This is a genomic window from Paraburkholderia humisilvae (assembly GCF_902859855.1).
GTDB classification, from domain to species: Bacteria; Pseudomonadota; Gammaproteobacteria; order Burkholderiales; family Burkholderiaceae; genus Paraburkholderia; species Paraburkholderia humisilvae.
The window spans coordinates 1-14950 of sequence record NZ_CADIKH010000009.1 but is presented as its reverse complement, the minus strand read 5'-3'; the positions used below and the strand labels follow the sequence as shown (position 1 = coordinate 14950).

The 14950-nt window shown below is 60.5% G+C and carries 14 protein-coding genes; 5 read left to right on the top strand and 9 right to left on the bottom strand.

Annotated features, from left to right (window positions below; genetic code table 11):
• Nucleotides 1-292: 292 nt before the first annotated feature.
• The 3 genes from HV796_RS10880 to HV796_RS10870 all read right to left on the bottom strand — a co-directional run bounded on the left by HV796_RS10880 (nucleotide 293) and on the right by HV796_RS10870 (nucleotide 3617).
• Nucleotides 293-2209, bottom strand: coding sequence for an AAA family ATPase (locus tag HV796_RS10880; protein ID WP_175226485.1), 1917 nt, complete (start codon nucleotides 2207-2209; stop codon nucleotides 293-295).
• 520 nt (nucleotides 2210-2729) lie between these two features.
• Entirely contained in the window at nucleotides 2730-2954 is a 225-nt protein-coding gene (locus HV796_RS10875) for a hypothetical protein (RefSeq protein WP_175226484.1), read from the bottom strand.
• 99 nt (nucleotides 2955-3053) lie between these two features.
• Nucleotides 3054-3617: a hypothetical protein gene (locus HV796_RS10870; RefSeq protein ID WP_175226483.1), complete on the bottom strand. Its 564-nt coding sequence runs from the start codon at nucleotides 3615-3617 to the stop codon at nucleotides 3054-3056.
• Between the two features lie 111 nt (nucleotides 3618-3728).
• On the opposite strand from HV796_RS10870, the gene HV796_RS10865 reads away from it, so the two are divergent.
• The gene (locus HV796_RS10865; RefSeq protein WP_246355802.1) at nucleotides 3729-4718 is read left to right on the top strand and encodes a hypothetical protein; all 990 of its coding nucleotides are present in this window, start codon (nucleotides 3729-3731) and stop codon (nucleotides 4716-4718) included.
• An 88-nt stretch (nucleotides 4719-4806) separates the two neighbouring features.
• Here HV796_RS10865 and HV796_RS10860 read toward each other — a convergent pair whose 3' ends face one another.
• The 4 genes from HV796_RS10860 to HV796_RS10845 form a co-directional block, all read right to left on the bottom strand.
• Entirely contained in the window at nucleotides 4807-5283 is a 477-nt protein-coding gene (locus HV796_RS10860) for a hypothetical protein (RefSeq protein ID WP_217477883.1), read from the bottom strand.
• A gap of 21 nt (nucleotides 5284-5304) precedes the next feature.
• Nucleotides 5305-5874 (bottom strand): hypothetical protein, encoded by a 570-nt coding sequence (locus tag HV796_RS10855; RefSeq protein ID WP_175226481.1) that lies wholly within the window; start codon nucleotides 5872-5874, stop codon nucleotides 5305-5307.
• Nucleotides 5875-6492: 618 nt separating this feature from the next.
• On the bottom strand, nucleotides 6493-7146 hold the full coding sequence (locus HV796_RS10850; protein ID WP_175226480.1) for a hypothetical protein: 654 nt from the start codon (nucleotides 7144-7146) through the stop codon (nucleotides 6493-6495).
• A 118-nt stretch (nucleotides 7147-7264) separates the two neighbouring features.
• Entirely contained in the window at nucleotides 7265-8749 is a 1485-nt protein-coding gene (locus tag HV796_RS10845) for a phage integrase N-terminal domain-containing protein (RefSeq protein WP_175226479.1), read from the bottom strand.
• A 1523-nt stretch (nucleotides 8750-10272) separates the two neighbouring features.
• Here HV796_RS10845 and HV796_RS10840 point away from each other — a divergent pair.
• The 4 genes from HV796_RS10840 to HV796_RS10825 all read left to right on the top strand — a co-directional run bounded on the left by HV796_RS10840 (nucleotide 10273) and on the right by HV796_RS10825 (nucleotide 12641).
• Entirely contained in the window at nucleotides 10273-11328 is a 1056-nt protein-coding gene (locus HV796_RS10840; RefSeq protein ID WP_175226478.1) for a PRTRC system protein D, read from the top strand.
• Nucleotides 11329-11339: 11 nt separating this feature from the next.
• Nucleotides 11340-11732 (top strand): hypothetical protein, encoded by a 393-nt coding sequence (locus HV796_RS10835; protein ID WP_175226477.1) that lies wholly within the window; start codon nucleotides 11340-11342, stop codon nucleotides 11730-11732.
• A gap of 70 nt (nucleotides 11733-11802) precedes the next feature.
• The gene (locus HV796_RS10830; protein WP_175226476.1) at nucleotides 11803-12216 is read left to right on the top strand and encodes a hypothetical protein; all 414 of its coding nucleotides are present in this window, start codon (nucleotides 11803-11805) and stop codon (nucleotides 12214-12216) included.
• 17 nt (nucleotides 12217-12233) lie between these two features.
• Entirely contained in the window at nucleotides 12234-12641 is a 408-nt protein-coding gene (locus HV796_RS10825) for a lytic transglycosylase domain-containing protein (RefSeq protein ID WP_377695236.1), read from the top strand.
• 23 nt (nucleotides 12642-12664) lie between these two features.
• Here the strand turns inward: HV796_RS10825 and HV796_RS10820 are convergent, their stop codons facing one another.
• Nucleotides 12665-13816, bottom strand: a complete 1152-nt coding sequence (locus HV796_RS10820) for a site-specific integrase (protein WP_246355801.1) — start codon at nucleotides 13814-13816, stop codon at nucleotides 12665-12667.
• 10 nt (nucleotides 13817-13826) lie between these two features.
• Complete coding sequence (locus tag HV796_RS10815; RefSeq protein ID WP_175226760.1) at nucleotides 13827-14069, bottom strand: helix-turn-helix domain-containing protein; 243 nt, start codon at nucleotides 14067-14069, stop codon at nucleotides 13827-13829.
• Between the last annotated feature and the right edge of the window lie 881 nt (nucleotides 14070-14950).

Sequence of the window (14950 nt, the reverse complement as noted above, 5' to 3'; positions counted from 1 at the left end):
CCCTCGGCAATGGCACGGGCTTCGTCAAGAACCCGCGCGTACACCGTGAACTGGCAGGTCGTTGTGGCAACGCTGAAGGCTATGCAGATCGATTTCATTTTTCTGATTCTCCATGGCCCGACCATGATGCCGAAACGCGCGCGCCATTCCAGTCATCGCAGCCAGTCATCGTTGCCAGCTTGGCCACCGCCCGTGCGGGGCCGCCATTGCCTCTGACGCATCCAGTCGGGATTTACACGCAACGCTCCCGTACCGCATCGGGAGCACCTTGCCTGCAGCGAACCACAAGGATCTATACGGCGACTTCTTCGGCCAGTGCGTTGCTCCTTGCGACGGCTGCCGCATGTTCGCGAAGCAATCGATAGACCGTTTCACCCGGCACCGTTTCGGCCGCCAGCAACTGGTCGGCGATCGCATCCAGCACCGGCCTGTTCGAGCGCAACAGGGCGAAACAGGCTTCGTTCAGTTCCTGCAGCAGCACGTTCGCCTGGGCAATGGACGTCTTCAACTGCAAACCGGCAACCTGCTGCGGCAGGGACGAGAGGCTGAACAGATTGCCATCGGCGTTGAAGCCGTGCGTTGAAACCATGTCGAGACTGATGCGGGACGCTTCCTGAAGATCCTGTGCCGCGCCGCTCGACGCCTCATCGAGCATCAGCAGTTCCGCGTTTCGCCCGCCGAGCAGCACCTGAACCTCATTGCGCATTTCGGTCTCGCTATACAGGTATTTGTCCCGTTTCTTCGTGATCAACGCGACGCCCAGCGCGCCGCCGCGCGGCAGGATCGTGACTTCCTCGAGTATTCCGGTGTCGAGTAACGCCGCGACGAGACCGTGCCCGGCCTCATGAACAGCGATGCGCCTGCGCTCCTCATCTGTCAGTACACGCTCTGCGCCGTTGATGTCGCCAATGCGAGCGATCTTGACCGCCTCGACAAAGTGCTCTGCGCATACTTCGCTCTCCCCGGCTTTGCGCGCGACAAGACCCGCCTGGTTCACTATCATCGAAAGCGTCGCCGGCGACAGACCCGTGGTCAATCGCGCGAGCTGGTCGAAATCAATGCCTGCGGCGCTCGTCTTCAGGTTCGAGGCATAGAATTTGAGGATCTTCGCACGGTCCTCGACGCCGGGCAGCTGCACCTGGACTGTCCGGTCAAAGCGGCCGTGGCGCCGCAGCGCCTCGTCGATGTTGTCCGGATGATTCGTCGCGGCGACGACGATGACGCCCTCGTTCGACGCAAAGCCGTCCATCTGGGCGAGCAGCTCATTGAGGATGCGGTTGCTTTCCGCTTCAGTCGGGCCGCTGCCGGTATCGGTACGCTTGCCCAGACCGTCGGCTTCGTCAATGAAGATGACAGTCGGCGCGTGCTTGCGCGCAAGCTCGAACAGACGCTTCACCTTCTGGATACCGACGCCGTAATACTTCGAGCTGAAGTAGCCGCCGGTGATCGCGATGAAGTTCGCACCGCATTCACCCGCCAGCGCCTGCGCGAGCCGTGTCTTGCCAACGCCCGGCCCGCCCGTCATCAGAACGCCGCACGGTGCGCGTGCGCCTATGTCCTTGAACTGCGCCGGTTCGGTGAGCCACGCGCGTACGTCGGCCAGCGCGGCTTTCGCTTCACCCGCGCCGATCACGTCGTCGAACCGGAGCTTCGGAGACTTCCTGAGCAGTTGCGCACCGCCGGTCATTTCACGGCGCACGAACCAGAAAAGACCACCGATCAGCAGCATCGGGAGGAAAAAAGCTATTGTCGCGCGCACTTCTCCCATCACGTAAGCCGCCTGTCCGAGTCCGGTACGCACATCGGCGTCCCGTAGCCAGACCAGTTGCCACGGTGGAATAGTTCCCTGTTTGAACGCGCGGTTCAGTAGCAGATTTGCCAACGCGCCGTTGTCATCAGCCACGTAGTATTGGTCACCGTGAACGGTCGACACCAGAATCGCGTCGCGCCGGATGCCGATCGCGGCGACATCGCGCCTGTCCAGATCGAGAAGCAGTTGCGACGCGTCTTTCTGACGATCCGCCCAGGGCGATGCGTCCTTGCGCATCTCGCCGGCAACGCCGCTGAGAGCAACGCTCCTCGCGTCGTTCCGGTGCGCCTCGTGTCGCTTGACCGTGAGGCTGACGGCAGCGCAAAGCACCACTGCGGCCACCGTAGCCGCAGCATATCGAGCCAAACGCGGCCGGGGGCACTTACGTGTCGTTTTCATGCGTTCCTTCCACTCCAACCGGGAATTTTCACAATCCCGTGCTTCGGGCAATCCGCAAGCACGGACAGGATTGCGGCGCATCGCGTGTGCCGCGAGCGACACTGACGCACGGACACGCGGACGGCGCGGCAGGCTGGTCATCGACCTGTTTCTGCCATGCAGCTGCTCATTCTATGGGGGGCACTTCCTATCAGGAAGCCACAATGGGAGGCTATCAGGGTAGCCTTTCCGGGGAAGCGAGACTTGCGCAGAAAACTGTGGGATGCACGCGGCACGTCGGCCAGCAACAAAAAAGCCGCGTTTCCGCGGCTTCCTTATGGTACGTAACCCGATATGTCTAGAGCGCCTGACATCGCGGCCTGTTCAGCGTCGGGTGCAAGTACCCTGCAACTGGTGAATTGCGAATAGCATATCAGGCAACTTGTACCCGGTGAATGGCTGCGAAAAACCTCAACACAACGGAAGCTGCCCGCGTGCGGCGACCGCCAGATCAAGCACATCGCTCAAGCGGCAGCGGCTTTCATTTGCTGGTCGGCAAGACGCTGATGGCAGTTTGAAGCCGTTCAATCAGGTCGAGGGCCTCGACATCGGTGAGTGCGGCGGTGCAATCCCCCAATGTCACATGGATGCAGGGCGTATCACTATCGATGCGCTCGGCTTCGACCTTGAAATGGCGGTTTTTGAGCATCGACCAGTTGCGCGATGCCTTAATCTCCCTGCGTTCGCCATCCGCCAACCGTTTCATCGTCGTTCCTCTCCGTAGAATGGCCGCCGTAGCGACATCCAGTTCATCATGCCGGAAGGTACAGGATTTTCCAGTCCTCGACGCCGGCGCCGACGCGGTTCAGTGCGGCACCAGCCCCCACTCTACGCCCCTTGCCATGTCGGTCAGGAACTCCTCAACGTGGGCAACCGTGAGGTCGCGGAGGTCACCGAACGCGCCCGGCACGTTGTACGGGTTCTCGAAAAACACGCATTCCCCATCCGGATAGAGTTCGTGGCCGGCGACGCACAGGTGCCTGCCGGCCCGCAGACCGGCGAGGATTGCTTCGGGATGCGGATAGCCCAGTGCATCCCAGTCCTTCGCGGCAGCGAGCGCAGCACGCCGCTCCTGCCCGTTCAGCCGCTGCGCGTCCTGCTGCTCGCGCTGGCGCAAGGCCACGCCGTACTCCCACGCATCGATGACCTCGCAGTTGTCCTGCAACAGGAGCGGCTGTGACTCATCCGCGTAGAGGTACCCGGCGCGCATGGCGGCATCAAACGCATTGCGCCGGTGCAGGTTGAAGGCGGGAGAGCCGACTTCACCGGCGGTCACGAGTAACCACATAAGCGCTGACTCGCACCGCGCGTAGAGCGCAAGCGAGAACAGGCTGTCGTTCCCGGCAGGATTTTCTGATGGCGTTGGCATGGGTTCTCCGTGGTTTCGGTTGCGCAATCCTGCGTGAAGCGAGCCCCCCACACGCCAGCCAGCAGGCGCATCGGTTATCCTGCACATACCGCTTCCTGTCAGGAAGTATATATGCCGTCTGGCCACATTCCTTCCCAAGCCATCTTCACCATGCACAGCGACCCGCACCTTGCGCAACACACTCCGTCCGGACATTACGTGGCCGTGAATGACCTGCTCGGCGGCAGCCAGCCGCTACCGGGACAACTCGACGCCGTCAGCTTCACATACCGGGGTGTGCAGTGCCACGTGTACGGCGTACTGCATGGACTGAGGGGAGGAACGAACCGGCAATACCGGGAGTTCGTCAATCGGACGATCAGGGCCGCGCCCGGTCTGCGGTTCGGTGAGACGCAGTTCAGGCGGCTGTACGAAGGTCTCGACGTGGAAATGGATGACTGGCTCGAATTCCCGCTGCGCGACGCGTTCATGACGCAGATCGCGGCGTCGCTCATGCCATGGCGGTTTGCCCGCGTTGTCTGGCAAGCCAGACGCGAACGCCGCACGCTCACCGATCGCTTCGGCGCCGGCGGCGTGCGACGCCTGCAGGATATCGGCGGCTCCCCGGCCTTTCACCTGCTCTCCCCCGATGAGCGCCGCCGCGTCGCCGGGTTCCTGCCGCCGCATGCGTATCTCGTCGAGAACTGCCGTCGGCGCCGGCGGACCGGCAGGTTCGCCGGGCCGGTCTTTCCGGATAACGACTGGTTCTGGCTGGCGCGCATCGAGCCGTACATCAACATACCGCTGCGTAGCATCCACATGCTCGAGTACGCCGTCGAGCGCGCAAGGCTTGCCAACACGGACGAAGTCTCGCTTTTCGTGGGCGAGATCCACAACTCGGACATGGCGTGGTATTCCGGTTGGGACGTACAGACGGAACCGGACGAGCTGGTGCGAAACACGGTCACCGCGACTATCCACCGGGCACGGGAATATGCCGCGTCATCGCGACGGGCCTCGCGGCTGCCCTTCCTTGCCGCAACGCTTTCCGGAGCCTTCGCGCCACTCGTAATCTGGCTGGGCGTCGGCGTCGTGGCGCTGCGGCTCCTTCACCACTTCTGACGCATCCTGTCAGGACCCGCGACCCGCAATTCACCTCACGCCAGGGAACTCCGCCCCGCAAGGCCGGCCATCACCCGGCCCGCCGACGTCAGCCTTCCGCCTGTCCCTGCCCGATCTTCTCGCGCCGCTCGAGCTCCGCGGTCAGCCGACGGATCCGATTCGCCAGCAACAGACGCTGCTCGGCCGAGCGGGCACGATCGCGCTGGCGGCCGGCGGCACCACGCCCTCCCAGCCTGGCCGGATCGAACCGTGCCATATCCGCGGACAGCGAAGCGGACTGACGTCGCTTGAGGCTTGCGATGCGGCTGAGTATCCGGAAAGCCGGGATAGCCCGCAGGTTCACGTCTGCGACCGCTTCGATCACGCAGCCCGCGGTCGCTGCATCCGGGCCATAGAACGCCAGTTCGACCGGCCTGCCGGCGCCGCGCAGGCGGGCGAGCAACGCGTTGTAATCGCGGTGGTCCGTTTCGATACGCTTGCCGAGGATGACAGCAGCGAGATCAGACGCGAACGGATCTGGTTCAAGCGGGCGTGACACCACTGACGCGGCTTGCTGGTGGATCATTACCTGACGAACGTTGCTCAATCAGATCGGGGTTGCCAGGCGGTACACCGGCGCTCCGGCGCCGACCGCCACGTCGAACGAATACGTTCCGGAATCTGTCGTGACGGTCAGGCGGCCCGTTTCCTTGATGCGCGAGTCATGGAACGGCAGATATTTCAGCGCGACATACCGATGATCGGCCTCGCCCATGATGTGCAGCCTGAGCGACCTCGAGGCTTCGACCCTGGTGATCTCACCCGGCAGTTCGAGAATGGAAACCCGCCGCGGCGCGAGTTCCAGCGTGCCGCCGTTTTGCACGATCCGACGATCATTGTCAGGCGTGGCGGCACCGTTCTTCGCGATGTCGTACGCAGCCGGGCCACCGGGCGTCAGGAAAATCATGTTCGTTTCGTTCGCAACTGAGGCGCGAGGGCTGAGAACGATATCCCGGCCATCCTTGCCGAAATGCACATTCCAGTCGATTGAATCGCCGATGAACGCGACGCTGGGCGAGTCTGCCAGGTGGATGGCCGACTGACCGGCTCCCTCCGCGTGGGCTGCGGTAGCGATAGCGGCGCACGTCGCGAAGATCAGGGAGGCGAGTTTCTTCATGGGAATCCTTGTGTCCGGTTTGAACGGTTGATGATTCGCAGCGCCCTGGATCAGGTCCAACAACACGTTGTCTGGGGCGTCGGGAAAGTGGTTGTGAGTTGCTGAAACGCCAGTGTATGGAGCGGGCCGCCAGACAGAAATCCCGAATGGACGCCTATCACGGGGCGTTTCCCGCCATTTACGGCTTTCTGTCGCCGTTGCGTCTCACGCCGCCGCTTGCTTCAGCCCGCTCCCTTATGTCCCGGAGCTTGTGGAAGCCCGGAGGATCAGGTGATTCACGATCGCAGGAGTCGCCGGTCTCCAGACCTCGCGCACATCCGTGGCGATCCCTCTCCTCAGCGTGCAATGGTGACCAGATGTACGGTGCCGCGATCAGCATGCAGGGCGTGCAGTCTCGAAAATCCCGGGTGAATACCCGGAAACACCTGAAAGAGATGACCGGAAGAAGCGCTTTCAGGTCGAAACTTCGCTAATCCGGCCTGATAACGGTATTCGGAGACAGAAGATTGCGCAAACTGCCGCATCCATTAGAGAGTTCTTACGCGAGCCTCCGGAGCAGTACGCAACAATCCACCACGTATCCCGGCTAGAGCGGCGCTTCGCCGTGAGGACGGTAACCTATCGCCCGAACTGTTCCTTCTCGCCCGTGCTCCCCGGAAGGCGTCGCTCACAAACCGGGTGCAACTGTGCGGGAGAGGCGAGCACGCCAGCCACAAAGGAGGGCCAGTCGCCTTGGGTCAACGGATTGGCGAAAGCGACCTCGCGCATCGTCACGAGGCCGAGCAGCCAGACGATCATCTCGGCCGGACGCCGCGTAGCGATCCACACACTCCGGTCTGAATCCGTAACGCCCACGGTCAACCCGGATTCCAGATCGATCCCGAACGAAACACCGACCATCGCGCCAAACCAGAGCACCCGGGCAGAAACGGACGACCGTAGCGCGCGATTCGCCGCCACGATCCCGCGCGGCGCATCCGGAGAAACGTAACCCGTCCGGCCAGCGTCGCTGCCGAAGACCTCGATACGTCCAATCTGGAAACCGTCGCACCACGCCATGATCCTTTCCCACGCGCGGGGAAGATCCACACCGAATTCGGCGCGGACCTCCCGAGCCGTCCTGCCCATCAGGCAATCGCTGACAGGAATCGGCATGACGACGGTGCCATAGCCGCTCACGGTTCCAGTCAGGATCGCAGCCAGAAAATCGAGCAGTGAGCCATTTCGCACCAGGCGATACTCGACCCCATCCGCGACAAGCTTGCGCTTCACCTCGCCGGCTTCCCTCCCAAGCATCCACCGAACCGGGTCCTCGGCCGCAAGGCAAACCCAGTTCCGTCCGTCACGCACCCATTCTGAGGCAACCTCTCGCGGGTTCTCTCCCGCACCGTCACGACTCAATAGCAGCATCGATCCCTCCATCGTCCTGACCGAAATCGCCAGCATTCTGGTCCGTCCCGGCGTTCGTGCCGTCGATCACCTGAAGCATGTTGTTCAGGTAAGTCGCGCTCGCCTCGTCCCCTTCCTCGGACATGATGCGGACGTACACAGGCGCCGAAAGCAGTGCCTCGAGCTCGGAGCGCAACGCGTAGGTGGGCTGTCCGGTCTCCCCGAATGTCATGAACTCGTACGGAACAGCCGTGTCCTGCGGACGACGCTTCCCTGTCGCACGAGCACCGACCAGGTAGAGGCTGATGAAGCCGTGGCGATCAAGCGCGTCCCGGATCGCGTCAAGATGAGTCTGGAGCGCGTCCAGCTCCGCGATCGCGCGGTTCTTCTGGATTTCGCCAAGGTTGATCACGCTGCCGCAGTAGGCGCTGATGATCGACACGCGGGAATGTCCGAGAAGCTGGGCTACCAGTTGTGCCGCAACACGCGTTTCGCCACGCAGCGGACTGCTGCCCCCCCGGATAGCGCTCTGGACCCCCGACAGGTGCTCGAACTCGTTATTCGCGACCTCGTGGCGCAGGCCGTGAAGGGTGACGCCCAGATCGGCCTTGGTCAGCCCGAACTTCTTGGCGATGTACGAAAGACGGCGGGCGTTGGTCTTGAGCGACTCCCCTGGCCACCCCAGAAAGCCGTCGTGGTCCTGGACCACGGACTGAAGCTGGCGGAGTACGTCGATCTTCTCCGGCGTGTCCAGAGGAAGCACACGATATCGACCGCCCTTCGTGCCTTTCTTGATAGGAAGTCCTGAACCACTCGCAGCGATCGCAGCCTTCAACTCCTCACGCGACACCTTCACATCGCTGAATGCGACGATGTTCGTGGTTCCGCCCACGACGACGGTCGCGTATGGACGGATACAGACCATCTCCAGTCGACGCAGTCCCCACGTCCGGCCGGCGAGCAGCATCAGCCCCGCGCGCTCGTCAGCCTGCCTGATCTGCGCCAGCTTTTCGTCGATGTTCACGCCATTTCCCGACCAGCTCTTGTCTGTCTGCGCAGAGAGCACGCGCGTGGCGCGTTTGGGGTCTTTTACGTACTGCGCGGTCGAGCCAATGAGGTCTGGCTTGCCGATCCAGTTGCAGAAGATGCGGAAGGTCGTGATCCGGTTCTGGATAGTGGACGCCGCCTTGCGCTCATCGAGCCACTTATCCACCAGCGCTTGCATGTGTTTCTGCCGGAAACTGGTAATCGTGTCGAACCGGTATCCGAGAATGCGTAGCTCATGAAACCCCTGGTAAAGAATGTGGCCTCGAGCTTCGAGCGTCTTGTCCGCTGCCCGCCGGTCGCCACGAACCGTCCGCAGGTTCTCCTGTTGCTTCAGTAGGTCGGAAAGTTGCTTTCTCCAGTTCCCGTGAGGAATAGAAGCCTGCGCGCCGTGCCTTGGCGTTTCCGCTGCTTTACCGTCCGTATTGAAGAAGTCCGTCATCCTCACTCCTGATTCCTGCTTGCCCTTGTGTGCTCTATCGGTAGGCGCGTGAGCACGTGAATCCTTCAACCGGCCTCATTCCCGCAGGAATCGGCGCGCACGCGCACCAATCCCTCCGGGCTTGAGGCCGGCGATCTGTTTCTGTTGCTATCCCTACAACGTGATTCTTGTCGCCTTCCGGAGCGACGGGGGGTGGCAGAGCCATTACGTTAGAACCTTCCGGAACTGCACAACCGATCCCTCGGCCGTACAGATGCGCTTTCGCGCCACCCCCGCTTGTGTCCTAAGCGGGGGGCCTTTGTCGCATTTTTAAGAGGTGCGGCATCCTCCTGACTCTCGGTTAGCGCCCTAAGCGCTTCCCGAACGAATCTGCTTCCTCCCATTCCTTCCCTTGCAGCCTCCGAACCCGTGATGGAGTTCGAGCAAGTTGCCAGATACCCGGCCCGCCCTCGATACGCCTCAACGGGCGCTCGAAAACGGGTAGGTCGGCTTCCATGCGTTTCGCACGAAGCCGCGTCTAGCGGAATGGGAGTCATCGGAATAACTAGAAGCGCATGCGCTTCGCGCCAGTGGATGCCGCCCGTGTAGGTCAGGCGGCTGGCGGGCTGCTCCTCGTGGAGCAATCACACATTTTGGGTCGGTGGTGTGTACCGATTCCATATTGCTAACGTCACGCCACATGCTTCCTGACGGAATGTAAGTGGCGAGCGCTTTCTTGCGCCGGAGGCTTCCAGTGCAGACGCTGAGGGCTGATCTCACGCTCGATGCGTGACGCTTGCCGGACCAACCCGGCGCTATTCGCGCAGGAGGTCATCGTGCAATCAGGTGTCGTTGTCTGTATGAAAGGTTCTGGCGGGCGATGATGCTTGGCGTCGCTGATTTGCGAGCCGAGTGAATCCGCGTGGGACCACAGTTGCGTTTTGCCCGAGCGATCCTCATCGGATTTCGGGCGAGGCGATTGCCTCTACTGTCCTGCTTTTGGACGCGTTGCGCGTCCGGTCCCCGACGCTGCCTACGTGCGGGCGTCGGTGGCTAGAAGCGGCCCAGCTGCCGATCAACGCACCGTTCGGTGCTATCGATGGTTCGCAGATTAGATAGGTAAACGGTTCTTGTCAAGAATCTGAATCTCTTCACTACGCCTTTACCTTTTACACAAATTCCCGAACTCCCCTTTGCTCATGTGTCTCACGCCACATGGCAGGACACTCTCTTTACAATACCTTTTGCAAGTTGCACACAAAACGATCGAGCGGTGTGCCAGCTCGGTCGATCGTCCTGCTAACTTTGCGGACAACCGTCGGAAAATCGGCCACGCTTGGCCGATAAATGGCCTGTTTCTGGCCCTGAGCGGTACATTTTCGTGCCGCGCATCACATCTCAATCCATGTATCCGGCCGATCTTTGGCCGCATATAGGCCATTTACCGCCCGCACTTGGCCGATAACTGGCCAATTTTTCACTTCACTTCTTGCCAAGAATCTTAATAGTCCATATGCTTTGTTAACTTCTTGTGGAGAATCTATATGAGCAAGGCAACCCCGCCCATCGTTCGCGCCATCGACGTCGGCTACGGCAACACCAAATACACCACCTCGCAGCGCAACATCGACACCGACGCTCAAGTCGGCCTCTTCCCTTCTCTCGCCCCCCGAGCTACTCAGTCGGATTTCACCGGCGGTCTCATGAGCAAGGCGGATCGGATCGTCGTCACTGTAGACGGTGAGAGTTATGCCGTTGGCGCTGATGCCCTGACGGAATCCAAGGGCATCTACAAACGCGAGGTCGCAGCGGCTTACTCGACGACCCGCATCTACCGCGCACTTTTCCTAGGCGCTCTTCAGAAGATGCGCCTGTCGGCAGTTGATTACATGGTGGTCGGTCTGCCTCTGACCACTTACGATCGCTACGCCGACGAACTCAAAGGCCTCCTGACCGGCGTTCACGAAGTTCCTAATCCCGTCCAGCACGACCAGATCCTCAAGGTCGACGTGCGCCGCGTAAAAGTCTTCCCGCAACCGAGCGGCGCTTTCTATAACTACGCGGTCCCCCGCAAACTTCTGGAAACGATGCAATACCAAACGAATCTGGTCATCGATGCCGGCTACGGCACGCTCGACTGGTTCGTCACCGAGGGAGCCCGGCCCTTAACCGGCCGTTGCAGCGCTACTCCCAAGTCGGTCTGGGCCGTCATTAGCGCAGTGGCTGAACACATCGCTCCAGACCTCACTCTGAACCCGCGGACCATGCAGCGAATCGACAACGCTCTTCGCGTCGGCGCCGCCCTGAATATCAACGGCCGCGAGGTGAACATCGCGCCGATGCGTCCAATCGTGACGCAGATCGTTGAAGACGCAATCAACGAAATGCTGTTGTCTATCGGAAACATCTCCGACATCGACAACATCCTGATCACCGGCGGTGGAGCACATCTGTTCGCGGGCTACGTGAAGAAGGAATTGGGCAAATCACATAGCCAGATTCACACCGACGCCGATCCCGTCCACAGCAATGTCCGCGGTTTTCAGTTCGCGGGGGAATTCTGGGCGGCGCGTGACGCGAACAGCCGCGCCGCGGCCTGAGGGAAGCGACCATGGCACGCCCTCCTTCCGCCATGCGCCTCCGGATAACGGTGCCCACGCATCACGCCGTTCGCCGCCATATGGAACGTCTCGAGGAAGGCTCGGACGCAAATGCCGAGCTCCTCCGTCTTGCCGAGCTCGGCGCTCACCTCGAGGAATTGCACGGACCGATCAAGTCAGTTGCCGATATCGTCAAGCTGTCTCATTCGCGAAGCGCCACCGCGATCGCGCTGTTGCCGGCTGCGGCAGTTGAGCCACAACGTCCAGCCCGCAGTGCTGATGTCCGGGAAACCTCGACGGCACCGCAATCCCTTCCGCCGGCTGCAGAGGCCAACCCCGTCGCAGCAACTGGTGGTCTTGTGGTGGACGCATCCCAAGCGCCGTTCGCGTGGCTGCCGGACTGAAACAACAGGGATAGAAACACAGACGAAGTTCGGTAGATTGACTCCTGTAAGACAAATCAAGGAGAAAACCATGAGCGTGACCAACCAATACATGTGCGAATACGCGCAAATCGATCGTCGGAGCGTTCCTGCGCAACTGCGCGGCAACGGCGACGGCCGGGCCGATCTGTACGAGCTGTTCCTACGTATGGAGGGCGTGAAGAATAGCCTAGTCGAGCGAAACGGTGATGTCGTCGACACCTATTCGGCGGCAATGTCCGGCACGAAGCTGACGCCGGCGCTCGCGTGGCTGCTGGTTCGCCTTAACCGCCTGCTAGTCAAGCTCGAGAGCCTCAACACGAAGCTTTCAGAGGTTGCCTCGAAGTACGACATCGATTCCTCGAACTCCGACGACTCGGATGGACGTGGTATCCGTTCCCACTTCCGCCCAGGGAGCTCGCTTTGCACGCCAGCCTTCGCATCCGTCGTCGGCTTGCGGGGTTAGTGCCCGGGGTGGCCCTTGTGCTGTTGACCGCAGTGCAATCCGCCCGGGCAGACTGCTTCGACAACGCCGCTGCGTATCAATCGGTAAACCCGAACGTTCTTCGGGCCATTGCCTGGTACGAATCCAAAGGTGACCCCACGGCCGTACATCGCAACTCCAACGGCTCGATCGACGTGGGTGAATTGCAGATCAACTCGATTCACTTTCCGGAGCTTGAGGCTTATGGAGTAAGTCCGTCCTCTCTGCGAGACCAGTGCGTCAACATCTACGTTGCCGCTTGGCAGCTCAAGCAGAAGATGGTCAAGTACGGGAACACGTGGGCCGCCATCGGTTCGTACCATTCCGAAACGCCGCGCTACCGCGATCAGTACGCTACTGCCATCCAGCGAATCCTCAAGTCGTGGGGACTCATGCCCTCAGGCTGACCTGCATGGTCAACGCCACCGCATTACAGTGGATCAATGAGAAGCACGTGGGCATCTTCAGAATATTCGAGCGGAGGCGTCGGCGCCGGCGCCTTCTTCGAGTCCCTGACCAGGTTGACCAACTCGCGCAGCAGGATGTCCTTCGCCCGGGTAGCCACGTCGTCCACAGAGCCACCATCCACGCGCAGGTGCGGGAAATCGATGAATTGCAACGTCGTCCCGTGAGGATTGTTGCCCACGATTGCAGGGTAAGGAATCACCGCTTGCGTGATTACTTTCTTACCCTTATTGAGCATCCGCTTTCCGTCGAGCTTTGCCACCAGATTCGATGCCTTCAGGTGCGTATACCGCTTGAGCATCTGCATGCTCTTGTGGCCTGAAATAGTCGCAACTTCCATGACGTCCAACGTCCCGAGCTCGAACAGCCGCGATACCGCCTCGTGTCGAAGATCGTGAAAGTGCAGATCCTGGACGCGAGCCCGCTTCAGAATCAATCGCCAAGCGCTTTTGAACCCGTCGGACGTGTAGGAAAAGACTGATCCTTCCGTTTTCACTCCCCTTCGGCTGAGCGCATCGACGGCCCGCAGCGACAAGGGGACGTCACGTTTTGTGCCGTTCTTTGTTATTGGAAGGTGAGCGATACGGGCACGTAGGTCGATGTTCTCCCATGTGAGGCCAAGGATTTCCCCTTGTCGCATGGCCGTTTCTATGGCGAGCACGACGATCGAATACACCTGATCGTTCTGGTAGGCTGCGGCCGCGCGCAGAATCCGTCGCTCTTCGCCCCACGTTACGCGACGATCTCTTCCCGGCGGGAGCTTCGGTTTGCGGACTCGTGAGACGGGGTTGTCCTTGCATTCACCCCATTCGATGATTCCGACATTGAACATGTCGCTGAGTAGCGCCAGTTCTAGGCGCACCGTATTCCCCGATACGGGCTTGTTCGTGTTCCGGGAAATGCTGCCGAGCCGCATGTCGCGATAGTTCGCAATATCGACCGACGTCACGGCGGGCAACTCGAGCTTACCCAGGAACGACCGGCCAATCATCTTTGCTCGATATCGCTCCTGCTGGTACCCGCGCTTGCCGATGGAGATCCGCTCCGTATACTTCTTCAGAGCTTCCTTGACGAGCACCCTTCTTCCGGCAGATTCGGCCACGAGAATTTCCGACACGCACCGTCCCTCACTCGTCCAAATGAGGAGGTAAAGCTGCCTCAATCGCGGCAGCCATCTCGGCGAGGGAAATATTGAGCGCCTGACACAAAGCAAACATCGTGTCTAGCGTAGGGGATCGCTGCCCCAACTCAAGGAGGGAAATATAGGTTCGGTCAAGTCCGGCTTCGCTTGCGAGAGCATCCTGCGTGCTCTTCGTTGCTTTCCGGAAACCGCGGAGTGCCTTACCAAAGGCTCGACTGTAGCTTGTCATTCTGGCCGCAAGAGAACAGCCAGAATTCTGCATCTCGCAGACAATAGTCGTCATCCTACAATTGTCGGAATTTATGGCCCGATCGCGTCGCGAAGCGAGTGGTGCTCGCCAGATGTGCCGCTCCAGCCGAACCTGTAACTCGGCCACTTACGACTGACGAGCAGGAGCTAGATGCGATTGCCAATCCGGCGTGTGGAGGGTCGCCTCTGGAACCTTCTCTGTATCGACGTATTCGATAACACCGTTCACGACCGGAAACTATCTTGGCGTGCACGCCTACTGCGCCATCGGCGAACTAGGCGGTGACCCGACAGGTGGCTGGCAAAAGGTGTACACGGACGGAAGTAACAACTGGTGGGGCGACGACATCGCTTGGGGTAGCTACGCTGGGCAGGTCATCGTGAACTGCCTCAATGTGCCCGGTGCGGGTATGTGACGACGGCGCTCGCCATCTTGTGATCGCCTTGCCAATCCGGTGTGTGGGATCGAACGTTCGAACCCGTCATCAGCACCTATTCCGCGAATACCTGCGCGAGTACCTACACGCCGATACCAGGTACGCACAAGTACTGTGCCACGGCGGTTATCAATAACAACGGCTGCTCCGATGGAAACCCGGCTGGAGGTGTCACGTTCCTGGGAAATAGCGAGTGGGCGGTCAGCTCTTATGACGCAGCCGTTTCGGTGAACTGCTTCGACTACAACTAGTGACTACGTAAGTGGAGTTTTGAGTTTGTGACTCGGCATTACGTCTTCGGCTTTTAAGTATGTTGAATGTGACAATGGTATTTCAATCGGTCACGGTCCTCTGTGCTCCCAACCCCACGTATCGAGCAATAAAGTCGCAAAAACACTCCAGCGTGACCTGCTTGCCAATCCGG